Source organism: Blautia sp. HCP3S3_D9 (assembly GCF_052063845.1).
Taxonomy (GTDB): Bacteria; Bacillota; Clostridia; order Lachnospirales; family Lachnospiraceae; genus Blautia_A.
Window position 1 is genome coordinate 33,710 of record NZ_JBQHWS010000002.1, and the last position, 18,637, is coordinate 52,346.

Annotated in this window: 19 protein-coding genes and 4 pseudogenes; all 23 read right to left on the minus strand. The window is 42.5% G+C overall.

Annotated elements, in window-relative coordinates:
- Positions 1–156 (minus strand): annotated as a pseudogene (locus tag ACTNES_RS00965) (TraM recognition domain-containing protein); the annotation flags it as partial.
- Between the two features lie 114 nt (positions 157–270).
- Positions 271–2,091, minus strand: a complete 1,821-nt coding sequence (locus tag ACTNES_RS00970) for a reverse transcriptase domain-containing protein (RefSeq protein WP_441038291.1) — start codon at positions 2,089–2,091, stop codon at positions 271–273.
- A gap of 623 nt (positions 2,092–2,714) precedes the next feature.
- Positions 2,715–3,578 (minus strand): annotated as a pseudogene (locus ACTNES_RS00975) (VirD4-like conjugal transfer protein, CD1115 family); the annotation flags it as partial.
- Positions 3,579–3,637: 59 nt separating this feature from the next.
- Entirely contained in the window at positions 3,638–3,817 is a 180-nt protein-coding gene (locus ACTNES_RS00980) for a transposon-encoded TnpW family protein (RefSeq protein WP_441038292.1), read from the minus strand.
- Positions 3,818–4,044: 227 nt separating this feature from the next.
- Complete coding sequence (locus tag ACTNES_RS00985) at positions 4,045–5,361, minus strand: VapE domain-containing protein (RefSeq protein ID WP_441038353.1); 1,317 nt, start codon at positions 5,359–5,361, stop codon at positions 4,045–4,047.
- Positions 5,294–5,977, minus strand: coding sequence for a CHC2 zinc finger domain-containing protein (locus tag ACTNES_RS00990; RefSeq protein ID WP_441038294.1), 684 nt, complete (start codon positions 5,975–5,977; stop codon positions 5,294–5,296). The genes ACTNES_RS00985 and ACTNES_RS00990 overlap by 68 nt, the downstream gene beginning before the upstream one ends.
- 16 nt (positions 5,978–5,993) lie before the next feature.
- Positions 5,994–7,217, minus strand: a complete 1,224-nt coding sequence (locus tag ACTNES_RS00995; protein WP_441038296.1) for a serine/arginine repetitive matrix protein 2 — start codon at positions 7,215–7,217, stop codon at positions 5,994–5,996.
- Positions 7,218–7,594: 377 nt separating this feature from the next.
- On the minus strand, positions 7,595–7,930 hold the full coding sequence (locus ACTNES_RS01000; RefSeq protein ID WP_441038298.1) for a DUF3784 domain-containing protein: 336 nt from the start codon (positions 7,928–7,930) through the stop codon (positions 7,595–7,597).
- A 193-nt stretch (positions 7,931–8,123) separates the two neighbouring features.
- On the minus strand, positions 8,124–10,514 hold the full coding sequence (locus ACTNES_RS01005) for a recombinase family protein (RefSeq protein WP_441038300.1): 2,391 nt from the start codon (positions 10,512–10,514) through the stop codon (positions 8,124–8,126).
- A gap of 84 nt (positions 10,515–10,598) precedes the next feature.
- Positions 10,599–11,132 (minus strand): annotated as a pseudogene (locus ACTNES_RS01010) (type IV secretory system conjugative DNA transfer family protein); the annotation flags it as partial.
- On the minus strand, positions 11,129–11,605 hold the full coding sequence (locus ACTNES_RS01015) for a PcfB family protein (RefSeq protein WP_058351589.1): 477 nt from the start codon (positions 11,603–11,605) through the stop codon (positions 11,129–11,131). The pseudogene ACTNES_RS01010 and the gene ACTNES_RS01015, both read right to left, overlap by 4 nt.
- Positions 11,606–11,676: 71 nt before the next feature.
- Entirely contained in the window at positions 11,677–11,901 is a 225-nt protein-coding gene (locus tag ACTNES_RS01020; protein WP_002584988.1) for a DUF5348 domain-containing protein, read from the minus strand.
- Between the two features lie 14 nt (positions 11,902–11,915).
- A complete protein-coding gene (locus ACTNES_RS01025) occupies positions 11,916–12,836 on the minus strand; it encodes a DUF6017 domain-containing protein (RefSeq protein ID WP_441038302.1) in 921 nt (306 codons plus the stop codon).
- A 210-nt stretch (positions 12,837–13,046) separates the two neighbouring features.
- Complete coding sequence (locus ACTNES_RS01030) at positions 13,047–13,409, minus strand: hypothetical protein (RefSeq protein ID WP_002584990.1); 363 nt, start codon at positions 13,407–13,409, stop codon at positions 13,047–13,049.
- Between the two features lie 257 nt (positions 13,410–13,666).
- On the minus strand, positions 13,667–13,876 hold the full coding sequence (locus ACTNES_RS01035; protein ID WP_009300563.1) for a DUF6219 family protein: 210 nt from the start codon (positions 13,874–13,876) through the stop codon (positions 13,667–13,669).
- Positions 13,877–13,951: 75 nt separating this feature from the next.
- On the minus strand, positions 13,952–14,476 hold the full coding sequence (locus ACTNES_RS01040; protein WP_008119059.1) for a flavodoxin family protein: 525 nt from the start codon (positions 14,474–14,476) through the stop codon (positions 13,952–13,954).
- Positions 14,477–14,500: 24 nt separating this feature from the next.
- Entirely contained in the window at positions 14,501–15,058 is a 558-nt protein-coding gene (locus ACTNES_RS01045) for a hypothetical protein (RefSeq protein WP_044925306.1), read from the minus strand.
- Between the two features lie 45 nt (positions 15,059–15,103).
- Positions 15,104–15,409: a hypothetical protein gene (locus tag ACTNES_RS01050; protein WP_028087788.1), complete on the minus strand. Its 306-nt coding sequence runs from the start codon at positions 15,407–15,409 to the stop codon at positions 15,104–15,106.
- Between the two features lie 105 nt (positions 15,410–15,514).
- Entirely contained in the window at positions 15,515–16,012 is a 498-nt protein-coding gene (locus tag ACTNES_RS01055) for a DUF6017 domain-containing protein (protein ID WP_441038305.1), read from the minus strand.
- Between the two features lie 213 nt (positions 16,013–16,225).
- Positions 16,226–16,586: pseudogene (locus ACTNES_RS01060) on the minus strand (replication initiator protein A); the annotation flags it as partial.
- A gap of 24 nt (positions 16,587–16,610) precedes the next feature.
- Complete coding sequence (locus ACTNES_RS01065) at positions 16,611–17,477, minus strand: ParB/RepB/Spo0J family partition protein (RefSeq protein WP_026650282.1); 867 nt, start codon at positions 17,475–17,477, stop codon at positions 16,611–16,613.
- The gene (locus ACTNES_RS01070; RefSeq protein ID WP_441038306.1) at positions 17,467–18,273 is read right to left on the minus strand and encodes a ParA family protein; all 807 of its coding nucleotides are present in this window, start codon (positions 18,271–18,273) and stop codon (positions 17,467–17,469) included. The genes ACTNES_RS01065 and ACTNES_RS01070 overlap by 11 nt, the downstream gene beginning before the upstream one ends.
- A complete protein-coding gene (locus ACTNES_RS01075; RefSeq protein WP_073113076.1) occupies positions 18,245–18,637 on the minus strand; it encodes a plasmid mobilization protein in 393 nt (130 codons plus the stop codon). Before ACTNES_RS01075 ends, ACTNES_RS01070 begins: the two co-directional genes overlap by 29 nt.

The window sequence follows — 18,637 nt, forward strand, 5'->3', positions numbered from 1 at the left end:
CATATCTTTGCCTAACTTCTGATAGTTCAGCCCATGCGAAAGCTCCCGCCCTCTGGTTTCGGAAGTGTTGAAGCTGTCAATCGTTTCTTTGCCTAAGATTTCCGATATTTCTTTGAGCGTCGTTTTTTCCTTGCCGCCCAAGAAAAGGGTCGTGTCATGAGGTAAGCTTCGGCTTATCCTCCCGAAGAAGGATAAACGTCCACTCCCTCCCAAACCGCACGTACACCTCTCGGTGTATACGGCTTTCCGCTTATCATATTTGCGGTATTGTTAAGAATGAATCGTTTTATGACAATCCGGGCATACTACCAGAGTTTTCCTTCTGCGTTTCCGCATCAGGAGTACCCAATCGGCATTGCCTTTCAAGTCCTTGAGTTTCTTTACCTGGTGGATTTCGAGATTTCTACAGTCTTTTCCGCACAATTCACAGGTATGCCTTCCCACACGCTGTTTTAAGGTATTGGTTTTCGTGTACTTTGAATAATCCGGCAGTTCGCTGACGTTATCAAACTTTGTCGCCGTTTCTTTCCGTTTGTACCCGTCCCTGTAAAACGTGGTGGTTTTTCTTCCTGCTTTTGTGTCATATGCAACTGTAAATAAATCTCCGACACAGTACCTCCGCTTGATTTCATGGACGTTGGTCTTGTATTTACATGCAAATGTTTTATACATGCTGTATTTCATCACATTGCCGAATCTGCCGATTTTGAAAGCGTCATTGGCAATAGAATAGTAGTTGTACAGACCTCTGACCTCAGCATTGTACGTTGCCAGTATCTCTATATCGCTTTTGTTTACCAGCTTGCCCCTGTGCAGGGCAACGAACCTCTCTTTGCCGTTCTCGTTGATTTTGATTTTTATTGCCTGATATTCAAGCAGTTTTCCGACCCATTTCTCTCTGGGAACCAGAAGCTTCACAACTCCTGTCTGGCATCTCTGAATCTTTCCGTTTGCCAGTTTCTTCATATTCTGGCTTCTTGATACCGTAATGTCATATCCTAAAAACCTTGCTCTGTCTCCCGTATGGGTAACTTTAGTCTTGGCATCTGACATTTCCAGCTTTAGCGCATCTTGCAGAAATGCTTTTACATCCCGCTTGACTTGCTCGGCATCTTCTTTGCTGCCTATTACGCCGATAAGAAAATCATCCGCATACCGGGTGTACTGAATCCGCTTGTAATTCGCATCCAGCGGAACCGTCGGGGTCATACTTTTTTCTGCCCTTTCCAGTTCCTTTAACCGTCTGCTCCGTATTTTCCTTTCTTCCGGCGATAACTGCTCCCAGAGCCGCTTGCCCTCTTTTCTATACTCGTATGCTCTGTTTACACTTGTTTTGTATGCCGGTGAGAGCCGCTTTCTGGGCGCTTTCGTATTAAAATCTATGGCATACTTTTCCATGAATTTATCCAGTTCATTCAGATAGATGTTGCAGAGGACTGGGCTTACGCCGGACCCCTGCGGCACGCCGCTGTACGTCCTTTCGTATTCCCATTGCTCCATATATCCAGCTTTCAGAAACTTCCATATTAGCTGGATAAACATTTCGTCGTCGATTCTCTTTTTCAGAATCTCGACAATTACATGATGGTCGAAGCTGTCGAAACAGGCGTGTATATCTCCTTCTACAAACCAGTTTGTCCCCGTAAAGGTTTTCTGTATCTGCATTAGGGCTGTCTGACAACTCCTGTTTGGTCTGAACCCGTGAGATTTATTACTGAATACGGGTTCATAAATACTTTCCAAAATCATCTTAACGACTTCCTGCACGAGTTTGTCATTGCCGGACTGAATGCCCAGCGGACGTTTTTTATTGCTGTTTTTCTTGGCAATATATACCCGCTTTGCAGGCTTGGGACGGTAACTCCTGTCTCTTAGTGACGCAATTATCCCATTGATTCTTTCATTACTCATCCCGTCAATCGTAGTCCCGTCGGCTCCGGCAGTCATGCTGCCTTTATTTGCGTAAATATTTTTATACGCCAGCCAATAGAACTCCGGGTTGTACAGATTCCGGTATAGTCTCTGGAACCTGTATGATTCATCCTTTGACTTTTCCGTCAAACTTTTTAATACCTCAGTTGGATTTCTCATGCCTCACGCACACTCCTTTCGTTTTGGTATCAATAATAAGCTGCTCCCCTTCGCCGTGTGAACGCTATTAACGTCTCGGACTACTATGGGAGCTGTGTGACCATGCCCGTTACCGGGTTTAGGTCATCCCCAGTTAGTAAAAACAAGATTAGCTTTCTGTGTTGTCGGCACCGACTTTCGCCATTTACCCGTTGTCTTGCGGTTGCCTTTCCATGAGTATCACTTACTTCCATAACTGCGAAATGCAAGCAACATGGAAAACATACGTTTCAATCCTTTTCGTATGCAGGGTACGGGTTCCCTCGCTCTGGCTATCGTTCAGGCAGTTTAGCTTTGTACCTCGTACACAGATTTTTATTCTTACGCATTTGGACGCACAGGATTATTGTCCTCTTACGCAGGCTGTCATAAATTCTTATGACAGCAACGACATGCTACACTCCCCTTCGGGTTTCCCCTCTCGGATAAGTCGTAGAATAATAGGTTGCTTCTGCTTGTTGTGAGCCTCCTTTTCTCCATTTATTTGCAGGTAGCTTGATACTTTTACCTACCGCTTGCTAAAGGCGGTATCCTGTAGTTACCACGCCGCCAATTTATAATGCGCTGGCGGCTTCTGGGCGCACGCAGTTGCCGACTATGGTATCGGCGTTGTCCTTGTAGATTGCCTTTAGCTGCGACTGTGATTGCAAAATAATAGAAGCCGATATTTCGCGGCTTCGTATGGTCGCTATGAGCTTTTCAAACTTCGGGATTTGACCGATATTCGCAAATTCATCTAACAGGCAGCGCACATGAACAGGCAGCCGCCCGCCGTAAACATCGTCGGCTTTGTCGCATAACAAGTTGAAAAGCTGCGTGTAGAGAATGGAAACAACAAAATTGAAAGTGTCGTCGGTGTCGGAGATGATAACGAACAATGCCGTTTTTCTATCTCCCAAAGTGTCAAGCTCCATTTCGTCGGTTTCCATGAGTTCGCGCAGTTCCCGTATGTCAAAGGGGGCTAACCTTGCGCCGCAGGAAATAAGGATTGACTTTGCCGTTTTGCCTGCCGCAAGTTTGTACTTCTTGTACTGCTTGACCGCAAAATGTTCCGGGTCTTTTTCTTCCAGACGTTCAAACATGAGGTCTACCGGGTTCTTAAAGTCCTCGTCGTCCTCGCGGGCTTCCGACGCATTTATCATTTCAAGCAGCGTCGTAAAGTTCTTTTCCTCGTCGGGGGCTTCGTACCAGATATAGCCGATAAGCGCGGTATAGTAGAGCTTTTCAGCTTTTACCCAAAAATCCTCGCCGGATTTCTCCCCGTCGCCTTTGGTGTTGGCGATAATGGTATTGACTAACTTCAAAATATCCTTTTCGCTCCGCAGATAGGCAAAGGGATTGTATTTCATGGATTTTTTGAAGTTAATCGTATTCAGCACTTTGATTTTGTACCCGCCCCGCTGTAAGAGCTTCCCGCACTCGATTAAGACGGTGCCTTTAGGAAGCGTTTTGTCAATACAGAGAATGATAATTCACTAAAAAATGATTGTTTTAATGATGAACTGGCTTAGAAATTGCCGGCAACCACTTCCTGACGTATTAAATTCTTCATTCTGTCCTCTACTGTTACCTTTTTCGCATTGTTGAAGAACACCCCGACAAGGTAAGTAGTATTTCCAATCTTCGTCTTGAAATTACCGCCATCTATATAATTTGCTTTGTTTTCCACCATTTTCTCTCCTTGCATTCGCTCCGCTCCTTTCCTCAATTTCCCCCTACAAGGGAAAGGGTAACAAAAAAGGTAACATGACCGAAAAGACTTCTCAAATCACCGCTACCTATGCTTGCTACCCATATTTAATTTATTTTTCTATTTTCTTGTTACTTTTGTTACCTTTCATAGAAAACCCAGTAAAACCAATGCTTCCACTAGGTAACAGCATAAGTAACAACAAGGTAACTTCATCAATTTTGTTACTTAAATGGTATCTCCAATTCCAACTGTTTCGGTATTTCCATAAAACCATCGCTATCCGCTTTGTCGGGGATCTCCTGAGACGAACCGGCACGCACCCAACCTCGTTGCTTGCCATAATCTCCGAAGTGCATTGCCCCTTCGCTCATAACCCAGTCGGTCACAGAATTGTTCATAATATCACAAATCTGCTTTAGCTCAATCCTCTTAGGTTCGTAGTCTCTGTGAAGTGCTTCTTTCCACAACAGTTTGGAACAAACCCTGTCCCCCTTGAAATCATCAAGAAAAGCAAGAATCATTCCGGCATCAGCATCTTCCGGCATGAACTGCTTCTGATAATCTTTCAGGTATTCAGAAGAATCCTTACTAAGCATCAGCCTGAAATTTCCTGATCTGAATATCTCCATAGCTTCCGCCCACACTTGCTCGATATATTCCCTTGAACTTGCTTCATTATCAAGAATATGACACTCTGCTCTCTCAGGGTAAACCATGACCGGCATGAATCGTCTGTTACCGGTACGATCAAGTGGAAGTGTATCCATAGCGTTGGAAGTGCCACCAAACACACACTGTCTCGGTCTGTCCTTTGGCTGTGTCTCATAAGGCACTTTATAAATGTCACTTTGCCTACTGATAAAAGACTTAATATCCTCAATGCTCCTAGCACTGGCAGTCGCTATCATTTCCGACAGTTCTATAATTAGATGTCCCTGCATTTTTCGGAACACATTTTCATCATCAAGTTTTTTCAGATCATCAGTAAACCATGAATCATTCATGGCAAGGAACCTGAAAAATGTGGACTTACCGGCTCCCTGACCACCTACCAGTATCAGCATATACTCAAACTTCGTCCCTGGGCGAAACACTCTTGAAATTGCACCCAACAGAAGAACTTTCATTGCTTCGTAGGTATAGACATTCCTATCCGCTCCAAGAAAGTGATACAGAACATCTTTGATACGCTCTTTTTTGTCCCACACTAAGGAATTGAGTTTTCCCTGAATCGGGTGATACTTGTTTTCCATAGCGACCACATTGATTGCCGATTTTATCTTTTTCTCCGTGGTCAGACTGTAATTCTCTTCAAGATACAGCATGATATGGTCTATGTCAGAATCAGTCAGCACAGGGCTTTCCCGATACCACCCCAGATCTTTTACAATGTCGTTCCGATCTGTCATCATGTTGTAGCGAATAACACCCTTGAACTTCGGATCATTCTGCAATACTGTAACAACATTCCTAATGCACTGCTTCACAGCTCCTTTGTCTGTTGTGATCAATCGTTCCCTGATTTCTGCGATGCTCATTAACTTTTCGCTCAATTTCTGCCACCTCCTTTCCCAAATCTCTGAGTAGCATTTCTTTCTCTTCCTCTGTTCCCCATAACATGATATCAAGCTGATACTCCACTTTGGGGAGATTATTCACAGCTTCCTCATACCTCTCATCAATTTCATCCATGCTTTTCGGTTCAAAATCCCGCTTCCAGTCTTTCAGCAAGTGTAGATAATCAGATAATACCCGATAGGTCTTAGTCTTAGTTTCTGACAGTATCTGCATTGGAGATTTTTCTCTCCTGACCGGCTTTGGTGGAGACCGCACCGAGCTGTCATAAGCTATACCAAATTCATCAGCAATCTGCATAGCTGCATCTTTGGGAGAAAGATTATAATACTTCGCAACAAAATCAATTGCATCTCCCTTTTCCCCACAACCAAAGCAAAAATATTTCTTATCTGTCGGCTTTACTTTCATGCTCGCTGTCTTATCCTGATGAAACGGACACTTGCACATATTACTCCGATTGAAAACAATACCGACCCGCTCCATAACTGCCCTTGCAGTCACTCGTTCCTTTACTTCATCAAATACTCCCATACAATCCTTTCCGGACAATAAAAAAGCATCTGTCTCTCCAGTCATGGATAACAAATGCTCCTTAAAGTTCCATATTCCTTTTTCTGACAGGCACGTCTCGTTTCTGCTCTTCTTCCCTGACCTGCTTCTGCATGGCTTTCAGTTTTTCCTGAATAGATACTCTTGCGTGCTCCTTGATCTGCTCCTTTGCCTTAGTCTTATTCTTCGGCTCATTCAGGGCAGAAATAATATTGCCAAGAAGAACCTGAGACGCTTTCTCCAGTCGGGAAACAATCGCATTTACAACTTTGGAAGCTACCGACTTAGAACTGTCGCTGAGTTTGTCCTTCGGCTGTTTCTGTAACAATTCTCCGTAATCTTTTACTACATCAACATCATGCTTCACAGTTTCCTCTTTCACACGCTCTGTGACCACCTCACAAGCCTTTTCATAGGCAAGGTCAACTGCTTCCTCAACAACTGCGTTTACGTCCTCTATCTTCATCATAAGCCCGTCTAACAGGGTTTGCTTTTCCTCAATGCGTTTCTGTTGGTTCATGAGGATAAAATCTTGCTTTTCCAAATAGCTCACACCACCATAGACCGGTTCAACATCAATATTTAGTCCATGCTTTTGGCAAATACTAATGAACAGCTTTCTGCACTCATCATCAAAGACCATCTTCCGATTGTTGTACTTTCCCTTTTTCTCATTCGGCTTCGGAAGTTCAAAACCCAATTCTTCCAAAGCCTTATCTTGTTGGGGACACAATTCTCCATACTGGTTCAATGCGTCAAAAACGTGCCTTTCATGGATATGCGGAGTAGCTTCATCAAGATGTAAAGCCCAGTCCAAAATATGAACATGAGAACCATATCGTCTATTAAATTCCTCAAAGTATTCCGCACTAATCTGAGCAAGCACATCAGCGGAAACTGTTCCGTCAATGTTGCCAAGCTGTAGCAAAGTTTCTTCCGGACACGTTTTATTATTTTCAAGAATACCGTCAATAGATTTCACTCTGTCATAATGTCTTGCCTTTCTATTTCTTTCGTTCTGCCCGTCTACATGATCTGAATAATTCTCAACATAGTAGGCTTTCTCCACTTCCGAAAAAGTGAACCTTGCCCTTTCGTTCTCATCATTCGGCAGACTGTAACCCTGATAGCAGTCCCAATAGACATTTAATTTTGTCCTCTCTGCGTCAATATGCTCACTATTCTCCACATCAAATCTGCGGTCATTATGCTTAGCATCATAAGTCCCATGCTTACCTGATCTTCCATTGTGTCTAGTAGCTTTCATAACCATCTTTCCTTTCATATTCTGACAAAAAAAGACCAAGTAAATTTCTCTACTCAGTCTGTTAATAGCAACAATATTTAATTATTTTCCCGAAGGGAATTGCAACGAAGTTGCCAAAACTTGTGAAGCTCTGCTACAAGTAATACCCAGTACTTAGTGGCGAAACGCCACTAACTGGGCAATGGTTGCACCCTTGACCGGCTAAGACGCTTCGCCCTTAACCCGAGCGGAGTCTTTCTCCTGCACCTTGCGTAAGGCTCTGCCTTTACAATCCGCCAGAGGTTGCACCTCTGTACTCTGCTCCAAAGAAATATATCCCTTCTTAATTCTATTTTTGATATAATCATAACGTCTTGAACGATTCGACAAACTGGAATTTACTTTAATAAATATTTTTCAAACGCTTTATGATTATCAAAGTGTACTTCTCTAAAAAACAGAATTAACCAAATAATATAGGCCGGTATAGCCATATATGGGGTTAAAAAGCAGGATAATAACGCTCCTGCCAACATTATAATAGTCCACACGAAGCACTGATTTCTTATATCACGAGAGATATGAGCTTTATCATACAATGCCTGTTCTTCTTTAGAAAATGAATTAAATCCTGAAACAAATTTTGCTGCTTTTTCCTTAAAAACCGCAAATAACACCCCTATAATCATAAATGGTATTACTAAAATTATACATGACCAAAATCCTATATTCATAATACATGCCTCCTTCAAATTCCGATTTGTTGTTTTAAATTATACATCTACTAGCACGGAATATCTACCATTTTCAAAAGAATTTCCTGAACCTTTCCTAGAAATAAAATATATTAGGATACTGTATTGCATAAGCTCCCGCTTTTTCTCTTCAATTCTGCAACTACTGTACCGTAATAAAATACCATTCATTCTAGGCACTCTGTTCATTTTTCTTAGCATGATACGCTTCACGTCTCTTAGCCAAGGTCTTTTCATATTTTTCTTTTGCAATAGGATCTCCGTTTAATGCATCGTCACGCATTTTCCGATAACTCTTTACTGTGGCTCTGACCTGATACTGTTTACGCTCTGCAAGCTGGATCTGCGCTTCCTGATCTCCGGCTTCTGCCCTAGCCTTCAAAGCTTCTAACTGCTCCTTTCTCCTTGCGGTATGCCGTCTGTTGTATTCTGCATTTCTCTCTTCCAAATATTTCGCATATTCAGGGTCATTTTCTGCTCTCTGCTTACGCTTTTCAGCTGATTTTCTCGAGCGTTCCCTAGCAATAGCCCTACGCTCTTCAAGCTCTCTGATTGCTTCCTGATTGCCTTTTTCTGCTTGCTCCTTTAATTCTGCCAAGGTAGCTTTTTTCTTCCTTGTAGCACGCTCCTGACGCTTCCTTTCCCTTTCCAAAGCCAAGCGTTCTTTCTCTTCCATCATCGCCCGATATTCAGGGTCAGCCATTCTCAATTTGCGCATTTTCTCTGCTTGCTTACGATTATTCTGCCTACCCTTTTCAAGAATTGCTTCATATTCTGCCTTTGCAATAGGATCTCCGGCTTCTGCCTTTGCCTTGATTTCTGCTCGCTTCTGATTTCTTTTCTGCGTAGATTTCTTAGAAGAATTTCTCTTTCTTTCTGCAATCTCTTCCGCTCTGCGTGCTTCCTCTAACTGCAAGGCTTCCACTTCGTCCTCACTGAGTGGGAGAACGAAATTTCCAATGAAATTGAAGTAAATATCCACTTGCTGAGTGCGGTCTTTTGTTCTGCCACCCACAGCTTCATGAATTACAACCTTTTCAATAAAATCATTAAGCATAGGTGTTGTCAGTTCCTCAAAATCTCGGTATTTCTTGACCAGTCGCACAAATTTGTCAATCTGCACTGCCTTAGTGGATATACGTTCTGTAGCAGTTTCAAGTTCTGAAATTCTCTGCTCTAGGTTACTTTGCTCGGTGTCATATTCTGTCATAAGACGGTTAAACTGTCTCTCAGGCAATCGTCCCAAAGTGAAATTTTCATATAATCCCTTTATCAGATCATCTAAATCCATCATGCGACGCTTAGCTTCCAATAACTCCCTTTTATCATTGGTATTGTCCTTTTCACACTGTATTTCATACTGTGCCTTCAACTGTTCCACAAATTCCTTTTCATCATTCAGGACATACTGTGAAACACGCTTAGTTGCCTGATAAATCAGCATTTCTACTGTACTTGCCTTAATATAATGACCAGTACATGAATGATATTTATTGTGATACCGGCTACATCGGAATGCCTGATTACTGTCATAGGTCTTTCCATCTTTCGACTGAGAATTGATAAATGCCAGTCTGCTTCCACAATCCGCACAATAAAGCATTCCTGACAGCCTATGTGTAGGCTTTTCACTGTTCCGTCTCGGAGAAACTCGTTTTCTCATTTTCTGTGCCTTATCATAAGTTTCCTGATCTATGATAGCTTCATGGGTATTATAGAAAATAAGCAGCTCGTCCTCATTCACAACTCTTTTTCGTTTCGTCTTAAAACTGTCTTTTGCTGTCTTGCCAAGAATGGTATGCCCCAAATACTCACGTCTGCTCAGAATATAGCCGACTGTTGTTGCATTCCATGTATAAGCATCATGGTATCTCGTACACTGGCAATCCTCAGGGTGGTTCTGTCTCGCATAAGCTGACGGAATAAGCACTTTATCCTCTGACAAGGTATCTGCTATTGCAGTTGCTCCCATTCCCTCGCAAGCAAGCTGAAAAATGCGTCTGACAACCGAAGCAGATACTTCATCAACATACAAGGTCTGCTTATCCGCAGGCTTTCTGTAATATCCATATGGCACAGCACCGCTGACACGCTTTCCGTCTCTCATTCTTGCCTTGAATACTGCCTTGATTTTCTTACTGGTATCTTTCGCATACCACTCATTCATAATATTCAGGAATGGTGTAAAGTCATTATCTGTCGGATTGGCACTGTCAACTCCGTTGTTGACTGCGATAAAACGGACACCTTTCTTTGGAAACATCATTTCAGTATAAAAACCTACTTGCAGATAGTTTCTACCAAATCGCGACATATCCTTGACAATCACCGTTCCAACTCTTCCGGCTTCAATATCTGCCAATAGTGCATTGAAAGCCGGTCTGTTGAAATTTGTTCCTGAATATCCATCATCACTGAAATGTCGGATATTCTCGAAACCATTTTGTACTGCATAATCTTCAAGATACTGCTTCTGATTTGTTATAGAGTTCGATTCTCCTTGAATCTCATCATCACGAGACAGACGCTCATAAAGTGCTGTTATTCTGTTGTCTTTAGCCATTTTCTCAGCTCCTTTCATAATGCTAAAAAATAAGAACACACAGAAAACACTTCATTTTTTAATGACATATTTTCTCTGTATTCTTAAAATGTACCCCTTCGGGTCGGTAACAACATAAGAACTGTGCATTTGCATAAGGTTGGGCTTTACGAAAAAGCGGGTCTTGCCGCTGCCGGAACCGCCGATAACAAGAATGTTTTTGTTTCTTGCATACTTCGGCTGCTTCGGGCGGCTGCTCATCATCAGCCTTTCGGTCTGCGTCAGCAGCACATTATTTTCAAATACAGGGTCGATATACGGCTTTATATCCTCCGCGCCGCCCCAACGTGCAGAACCGTATTCCATGCCTTTTCGGTACTTCTTCGCGTTCTTGCCTTTCATGTAAACGGCAAGCCGGATAATGACCGCCCCCGCAATGCCGATAAGCAGATCGGCGGGGTGCAGGCTCGGCGCGATACTGGAAAAGGCGGCGGCAAAGCCCGTCCCAAGCTGCAAGAGCTTTTCGCTTGCGTCTGCGCCGGGGGTAAGGCGTATTGCTGCGCCTATCTTGTCAAACAGATAGACAAAGAGCAGATAGGGCAGGTTGAGGATAAGCAGCTTTTTGACTTCCTGCTTCATAGCGATACCTCCCTGTCCTTGTTCTTTACCTTGTCCCGCTGCGCGTTCAAGCCCGCCGCCTTTTCTTTCAGAGAGGAAAGCAGCTTGCGGATAGAGGGCTTTTTCTCCTGTGTCAGCTTCTTTGCGGAAAACTCCTTAAAGGCTGCGGTCAGCACGTCAGCGTCGCGGCCTTTGAAAAACACAAGGTAGCGGGGCGGGTTTTCCGTCGTGTCCTTTTTCAGCGCAAAGTCGATACCGTACTTTTTCGCCGTACTCTCAAAGGCTTTGATATTGCCCTCGGTAATCTCAATGTTGGAAACTCCCGCGTTCTGCTTCATAAGCTGCTTTAAGGTCTGCTTGCCCTGCGGCGTTTTGTCTTTCTGCTTCTTCATCTGTGCAAGCAGCGTTTTCATAGCCTTTTGAAGTGTCTGCGCGGTCAGCTTCCCGGTCTTGATGTAAAGGGCTATGGTCTTTTCGTTGATTTCATCTTGCATTTACCGTCCTCCTTTCGCGGTAGTCTGATAGTGTTAGGGTGGTACGCCGCTGCGGTAGCCGCCCATAAGCTTTAGATACGGACGCGCAAGCCGTTCAAATCCTCGGCGCGGATACCCACAAGGTACCATTCCTGCGCCGCGCTCATTTCAATGCGGGTCGGCTTCCATTTGCCGCCTGTGAATACGTCGAAACACTCTCCGCAATGCAAGCCGCCGTAATAGTCGGCAATGTCAAAGCGAATGTCGTAGCGGTCGGTCTGTTCGTCAAAAATCAAAGCTCCTGTTTTCTGTGCCATGTGGTAATCCTCCTTTAGATTTTGCCTGTCGCCATGTCGTGAGCGACAAGGGCGGTATAGTAGCTGTCAATGGTATTCGGCGCATTGAACAGCACCGCTTTAAGGTACTGTTTGATGTTGCGGATTTTGGTGGTATTCTCTTTCATGCAGTCAAAGACAAATTCAATGTGACTGCTGTTGAGCTTCATAAACTTTGCCTTGACAAGCTCTGCCGGGTAATCGTCCCCGGCGATACGGATTGTCTTTCTCTTGCTGCATACCGTTTCAAGGATAATCGAAACAATTTCGTCCAGACGGTCTTTGTCTACCTGCCCGTAGCGTACAAAATGGTCGTACTCGATATTGTCCTTGATGATTTCCTCATAAACGCTGTATGCGTCTGTCGCTTCCTTTCGTTTCCGTTCCGGCGGCTCTGCCGCTTCCCCGTCGTAAGGCAAGGGATTTAGGGAATGGATAGAAATGGAATCGGTACTTGATAAATCTATATTTGATTTTTCTTTTTTGGGTAAGTTAGTCTTTTGTATATCTTTATTTAATTGCGTTGGATTTTCCAACGTAGGTTTTTTCTGCGTAGGTTTTTCCAACGTCGGATTATCCAATGTTGGATTTTCCAATGTAGGTAAATCCGATACAGGCGGGGTCTGCGGCTGCTCAAAAATCACATAATCTGCGCCGCGCAAGCGTCCTTTCTCGTCGCGTTCCCTTGAACGCACGATATACCCGGCGCGTTCCAGTTCCTTAACGGCTTCCCGGATAGCGTCGATTTTCTCCCGGTTGATAAAGGACAGCCCCGCAAGGGTGTAGTCCCAATCCTCTGGCAAGGACAGCATTTGCGATAACAGCCCTTTTGCCTTTAGGGATAGCTCCTTATTGCGTAAGTGGTGGTTGCTCATAACCGTATAGCCCTTGTTGCGCTCCACTCTGAAAACTGCCATAGCTTCATCACTCCTTTGCTGCATACCTGTTACGCAATAGAAACGCGATTTTGAGGGTTTAGGTATCAATCCCTTATCCGCTGAAAACCGCGTCCGCAAAGCCGCGTAAATCAAGGGCTTTTTCATGCCTACTGCGTAACAAAGGGCATGAAAAAAGCGGCGTTCCTGTTCTTCCTTGTGGGAAGTGAGAAACGCCGCCTGTGCGGTGCGTTATTCTGCTTCTTCGGCTATGAGGTCTTGTATGACTTCGCCAAAGTCTGCCGTAAAGGAAAAAATGAAGTATTCCAAAACGGCGGGGTCTGCGTCCATAGGCTCGGCTTCCTCGGAAAAGGGCAAGCCCATAAGCCCATAGAGCATTTTTATGATTTTGAACAGCTTCCCCCGGTCGGCGGGGGTGTTCATGGTAACAAGTACGTCGGTCAAGCGGTTTACGGTTTCCATGTCGCCGCCTGTCGTTACCCATACCATTTCTGCGAATGGCTGCGTGATTGCTCCGGTTACAAGGTTTACCTTATCCTTGCTGATTTCGCCGGACGGGAGTATAATACCCTTGTCTAAAAGTACGTTTTTCATGTCGTCCTCCTATAATTTGTGGTGCCAAAATGGTGCCCGGTCTTACAAAATCATCTTATACGGAGATATGGCAAGATAAATGACGATATGCAGAAAACCTTGATTTTAAGCCATTTTCGCGAGGTTTTATAAACACTTGCGCGGGCTTATAAGAAGATTTCCGTCTATCAAATCAATAAAAAAAAGATGCCAGGATTTCTCCTGACACCATAGTGACTATGCCAACTTCGTGCCCACTGGGCACAAGGTTGATTGTATTATTCTTCATTTCCTAATGATATTGGTTCTTTCTTTGTTTTCTTGTTTTTAGATATCATCTTATGACCTGTGTAAATAGCCATAATCATACAAAGCAAAGAACTTGCCGCAAAATATTTATGGCTTGATTTTGAACCTTTATATCCGCTATAAAAAGTTCCTAGCATCGTTATCAATGCTCCGACAGACCAATATTCATGAGCTTTCATTCTAACATCTCCCTTTGTGTTAATTTTAATATGTACCGTTTGATGAAATATGCAAACAGGAATTTGGAACGTGCTTTATAAATTTTTTCCGATCCCCTCAAGTTCGTTCATGGAATCCTTGTTTTTTTCAAGTTCATCTCTGGCTGTTGCATAATATGATTTTTTGAAAAGCATATCCCATGAAAGATATTTTGCCATACAGTCAAACTGCTTATCAATCAGCTCATACTGGATACTGTCTACGGGAGAACCGCCTACAACAATCGTGCCAACTTTTTTATTTTTTAACTGCAATCCACGGCAGTAGCACTTATCAATGATAAGTTTCAATTGTGCTGACATTCCCCACCAATAAACTGGTGTAGCAAAAAGAATCATATCTGCGGCAGCAATTTTATCAATTGTAGGATTTGTATCATCCTTATCGACGCATCCCTTAGAGCATTGACAGACACCACATCCCTTGCATGGTGCAATGTTGAGTTTGTCAGGTTCAATGATTTCAATTTCATTCTTTTCTGATGCTCCTTTTATAAATGCATTGATTGCTGTCAGCGTGTTTCCTTTTCTGGCACTTCCATTAATGATTACAATTTTCATGCGTGTATCCTCCAACTTCCGATTTCATGATATCATTTCTAATACAGATTTTACCGTATTTTTCAGATTCAGTCCATCTTTTAATCCCAGTCGATAGAAAAATTCTTCTGTTTCTGCTCCACTGCTAAAAATTGCATTACAGTATTCCGTAATCACTTCTTCCTGTTCTTGGGATAACGTTTCCAGTAATTTCTGGTATTTCTTATCAATCTCACTTACTGGCTCTTTATCCTGCTTTAACTTCCATTCTGAATATGCTTTCCCCATATGCTCTGTAATTGTCAGATTCACAAATTCCTGCACTTCCTCGGATATGGTGCTCGCAGATTCCTGTTTATCTTTCTTTTTATCATTTGATTTTTCAAGTGTCGTGTCATCAATATAACGAATGATTTCTCGAATATTTGACTTCATCGACTGCAGATATCCTTTCATCAGCACAGCTACTTTTCTAGCATCCGATTTTTCGGTTTCTTTTTCCAGCATATAAAACTCTTCCAGTTCTTTCAGAATATCCATCCCTGCTTTCATCTGAAATTCCACCTCAAGCAAATCATCCATCACTTTATATAATTCTTCCATTGTTTATTTCTGCCTTTCCATATAGCGCCACTATATTTTCCACAATCATCCAAAAATAAATTCCTGTAATCCACATTTCACAACTTCAATTACTGCAACTATCCCCATACCGATATGTGGGAGTAGAACAAACACTACTGTCGTAATAATCGCTGATTTCATTGTCCAGTCCGTACTGATTCCAAACCCAATACTCAAAACTTCTGTCACAACAGAGATTCCGGCTATCAGATAGCAGAATCCAGCAGATAACCCAACCAGGAACACCAGCACAATATTCACCGCTGCAAGTACCAGCCAAACAGGAGCTGCAATAATTCGAAATGGCAGTTTTATCATAAATCTCAACATAATTCTTCCTCCTACTTTGTGCCCAGTGGACACAAGGTTATTTTAGCATATCTGCCAGATATGACTATCTCTTTTTAAACTTCGTGCCCAGTGGGCACAAAGTTCTTACCTGTCTGGAATATCCTTCCCCCAGTACATGTCATGTCGAACTTCAGCATCATAAAACTGATTGATTGTTGCAGGAGCGTTATACAATACCGTCAGCATATACTGCCGGATATTCTTCACTTTGCTTGTACTCCTGTCAAGACTGAAAAACACATACTGGATGTGTTCATACCCGACTTTGAGCAAACGGCTCTTGACCACTTGTGTAGGCACAGCTTCCCCATTGATCTGTTGATATGTCTTTGTCGAACATATTGCATCCAGCATCAGCTCTACCAGCTCTTCTACTCGTCCAGTTCCATAGCTCTGACAAAGGATCTCATATTCGATATTATCATGAATTAACTGTCGATACTCATTTCTCTCCTGTATCCTATCTCTCCCTTTCTCTTGTTCAGATAGATATTGATAAGATTCATTCTCACTAAATTCAGTATAATTATATTCAGTATTATTACAGTTTGTTTTTGAAACTTCTTGAAGTTTGTTTTTCAAACTCCTTGAAGTTTGTTTTTGAAACTTCTTGAAGTTTATTTTTCAAACTTCCTGAAGTTTGTTTTTCAAACTTCTGTGTATTTACGGGCTTTTCCGGCTCTTTTTTCGCATATTCTTCTATTTCTGTCTCTGTATTTTCTTTTCTCTCTGCTACATTTTCCGGTGTTTCTTCCGAATCAAAGATTGCTGGCTCATCTGGATATTCTGTCAGGCTGAAATTTTTCACGTAAATAACATTTGTTTTTCCAAGTCCGATTCGCCTCTTCTCAATCAATCCAATCCCTTTTTCCTGATCCAGCTCTTTTAGACAATTCACAGCCTTATTCCTGCCACAGTTAAGCATTTCCATAATCTCTTCCACCGAAAAGAAAATATATGCCCTGTCCTCTTCATCAAACCACCGGTTCTTGATGGACAGTGACATCCGGTCTAACATCAGTCCGTACAGCACCTTTGCTTCGCAGGAGAGATTTTTAAAATATTCACTTGTAAACAGCAGTTTGGGAATACGATAAAAACTGTACATATCGCATTCCATTCCTTGAAAATAATGGAATGTTGCTCTTATACTCATGACACATCCCTCCCTTCGTACTTATCAATGATTCTGATTGCTCCATTCCTCCAAAAGCTGACATATAACAGTCCGTATCTTCTGTTCATCATACTCTGGAGGAAAATACTTCTTAATTTCATCCTGTTTTAATGTTACCGTTGTTTTCTTTTTACGCTCTCCTATAACCAGGAGCCGCACAATCTCTTTTGTCAGCGTTTTTTCTTCTCGATGTTGCCTTATTTTTTTTGCCTGTTCCAGACTTGGATATTTTCCGGTACTCTCATGCACTTCCTCCACCATCTCCTGTTCTGGAACCGTAAGGTAGGAAAGCTCTACACCTACCTGCAATCCGATCACATCACGATCTACTGCGTTTAATAGGTCATTCATCAGATAAGTAAGCCGGATATAGCGATACACCTGCCTTGCACTGTCATTTGCGTTCTTTCCAATGTCTTTCGCACTGATACCGCCTGATGTTCCCTGATGATTCATTGCTTCCATCTTCATACGGTAAGCAAATGCCTTTTCACTTGGGAGTATATTAGGTCTCTGCAGATTGCTGTCTACCATCGCACGGACAGCTGTATCTTGATCCATATTTCTGATAATAACCGGAACCTCTTTAAGACCAGCAAGTTGTGCCGCATGTCTCCTTCTGTGACCGGCGATGATTTCATATTCACCATCACCCAGCGGTCGTACCAGTAATGCTGTAAGAATTCCCTCTTCTTTCACACTTTCCACCAGTTCCGCCATTGCCTCATCATCATTTACTTGAAATGGATGGTTCTCGAAAGAATGTAAATGCTCAAGTGAAACCTGCTGGATATCGTTCGTTTCTTCTCCTCCTCCAAGTAATTCATCATAAGATGTCAGTTTTATCTTCGATGCACTTCTACCTTTCATTCAAAAGCACCTCCTGTGTCATCTGCCAATATGCAGCCGCTACTTTTCCTTTTGGATCATGCTCAAATATGCTGATTCCTTCCGCACTGATTTCAGCTGCTCGTACTGAAAATGGAATACTCTGTGGAAAAATCTTAATCTGGTTTCCATATGTATCAAAAATCAGATCAGATATATCTCTTGCATAGTTCGTTCGGTTATCCACCATTGTGATCAATATACCTCCAATTTTCAGTTGTTTGTTAAGCTGTCTTCGCACCTTTCCTATCGTCCGTATCAGCTGTTCTAGACCCTTTACAGGAAGATAAGCCGCCTGGACAGGTATAATAACTGCATCGACACTGGCAAGTGCATTGATCGTCAGCATTCCAAGTGATGGCATACAGTCAATCAATATATAGTCGTATTCTTCTCTCATTCTTTCTATATATTGTTTTAAGACAAGTTCCCTGCTCATAATATTTACAAGTGAAACTTCCATTCCAGAGAGTTCGATGTTTGCCGGAATCAAATCAATTCCTTCCTGGTGATGTAAAATTCCCAGTGTATTTTCAAATAGTTCATCTTCTACAATCTTTGTCAGAATAGTAGCCAGTGTGATTGGTAATTCATCTGGGTTATGATACCCAAGACTTGCTGTCATACTTCCCTGCGGATCATTGTCAATCACAAGCACTTTCTTCCCTGCTTTTGCAAGTCCGACTGCCAGATTCACGCAACTTGTTGTCTTGCCAACCCCGCCTTTTTGTGAACACAATGCCAGCACTTTACAATCCTTCATTACTTTCTCTTCCATCCTTTTTATCCTCCCATAAATAACTTGAACCTTTCAGCATCCATAATGCTGCTTCCAAAAATGCAAGATACCGTTCTGTCATACTATCAAGAACCGATTCTGAAATAACTGGTTTTTCAGACTTCAAATCTTTTGCCACATCCTCCAAAACCAAACTCATTTCCTTCATTTCTGACCGGATAATCTCAATTGTTTCTTTCTTTCCAACAACACATACATGATTGTAAATGCATGATCGGACGATATAATCCTGTTTTTTCATTCCGCTCACTTTCACTCGTTCTTCAATTGTTGCTTTTTCATAAGAATTCACCCGAAAAGAAATGGTCGTTGTGTTGTGTTTTCCATGTCTGTCACCAGCCAT

What these genes read in the sequence shown, in the direction of transcription:
- ACTNES_RS01000 (WP_441038298.1), bottom strand. Translation starts at nt 7,930, where the DNA reads ATGAATATAGGATTTTGGTCATGTATAATTTTAGTAATACCATTTATG.
- ACTNES_RS01070 (WP_441038306.1), bottom strand. Translation starts at nt 18,273, where the DNA reads ATGGAAGAGAAAGTAATGAAGGATTGTAAAGTGCTGGCATTGTGTTCA.
- ACTNES_RS00995 (WP_441038296.1), bottom strand. Translation starts at nt 7,217, where the DNA reads ATGAAAGCTACTAGACACAATGGAAGATCAGGTAAGCATGGGACTTAT.
- ACTNES_RS01005 (WP_441038300.1), bottom strand. Translation starts at nt 10,514, where the DNA reads ATGGCTAAAGACAACAGAATAACAGCACTTTATGAGCGTCTGTCTCGT.
- ACTNES_RS00980 (WP_441038292.1), bottom strand. Translation starts at nt 3,817, where the DNA reads ATGCAAGGAGAGAAAATGGTGGAAAACAAAGCAAATTATATAGATGGC.
- ACTNES_RS01045 (WP_044925306.1), bottom strand. Translation starts at nt 15,058, where the DNA reads ATGGAAGAATTATATAAAGTGATGGATGATTTGCTTGAGGTGGAATTT.
- ACTNES_RS01035 (WP_009300563.1), bottom strand. Translation starts at nt 13,876, where the DNA reads ATGAAAGCTCATGAATATTGGTCTGTCGGAGCATTGATAACGATGCTA.
- ACTNES_RS00970 (WP_441038291.1), bottom strand. Translation starts at nt 2,091, where the DNA reads ATGAGAAATCCAACTGAGGTATTAAAAAGTTTGACGGAAAAGTCAAAG.
- ACTNES_RS01050 (WP_028087788.1), bottom strand. Translation starts at nt 15,409, where the DNA reads ATGTTGAGATTTATGATAAAACTGCCATTTCGAATTATTGCAGCTCCT.
- ACTNES_RS01030 (WP_002584990.1), bottom strand. Translation starts at nt 13,409, where the DNA reads ATGAAAAACGTACTTTTAGACAAGGGTATTATACTCCCGTCCGGCGAA.
- ACTNES_RS01040 (WP_008119059.1), bottom strand. Translation starts at nt 14,476, where the DNA reads ATGAAAATTGTAATCATTAATGGAAGTGCCAGAAAAGGAAACACGCTG.
- ACTNES_RS01015 (WP_058351589.1), bottom strand. Translation starts at nt 11,605, where the DNA reads ATGCAAGATGAAATCAACGAAAAGACCATAGCCCTTTACATCAAGACC.
- ACTNES_RS01025 (WP_441038302.1), bottom strand. Translation starts at nt 12,836, where the DNA reads ATGGCAGTTTTCAGAGTGGAGCGCAACAAGGGCTATACGGTTATGAGC.
- ACTNES_RS01075 (WP_073113076.1), bottom strand. Translation starts at nt 18,637, where the DNA reads ATGGCTGGTGACAGACATGGAAAACACAACACAACGACCATTTCTTTT.
- ACTNES_RS01020 (WP_002584988.1), bottom strand. Translation starts at nt 11,901, where the DNA reads ATGGCACAGAAAACAGGAGCTTTGATTTTTGACGAACAGACCGACCGC.
- ACTNES_RS00990 (WP_441038294.1), bottom strand. Translation starts at nt 5,977, where the DNA reads ATGACTGGAGAGACAGATGCTTTTTTATTGTCCGGAAAGGATTGTATG.
- ACTNES_RS00985 (WP_441038353.1), bottom strand. Translation starts at nt 5,361, where the DNA reads ATGAGCATCGCAGAAATCAGGGAACGATTGATCACAACAGACAAAGGA.
- ACTNES_RS01065 (WP_026650282.1), bottom strand. Translation starts at nt 17,477, where the DNA reads ATGAAAGGTAGAAGTGCATCGAAGATAAAACTGACATCTTATGATGAA.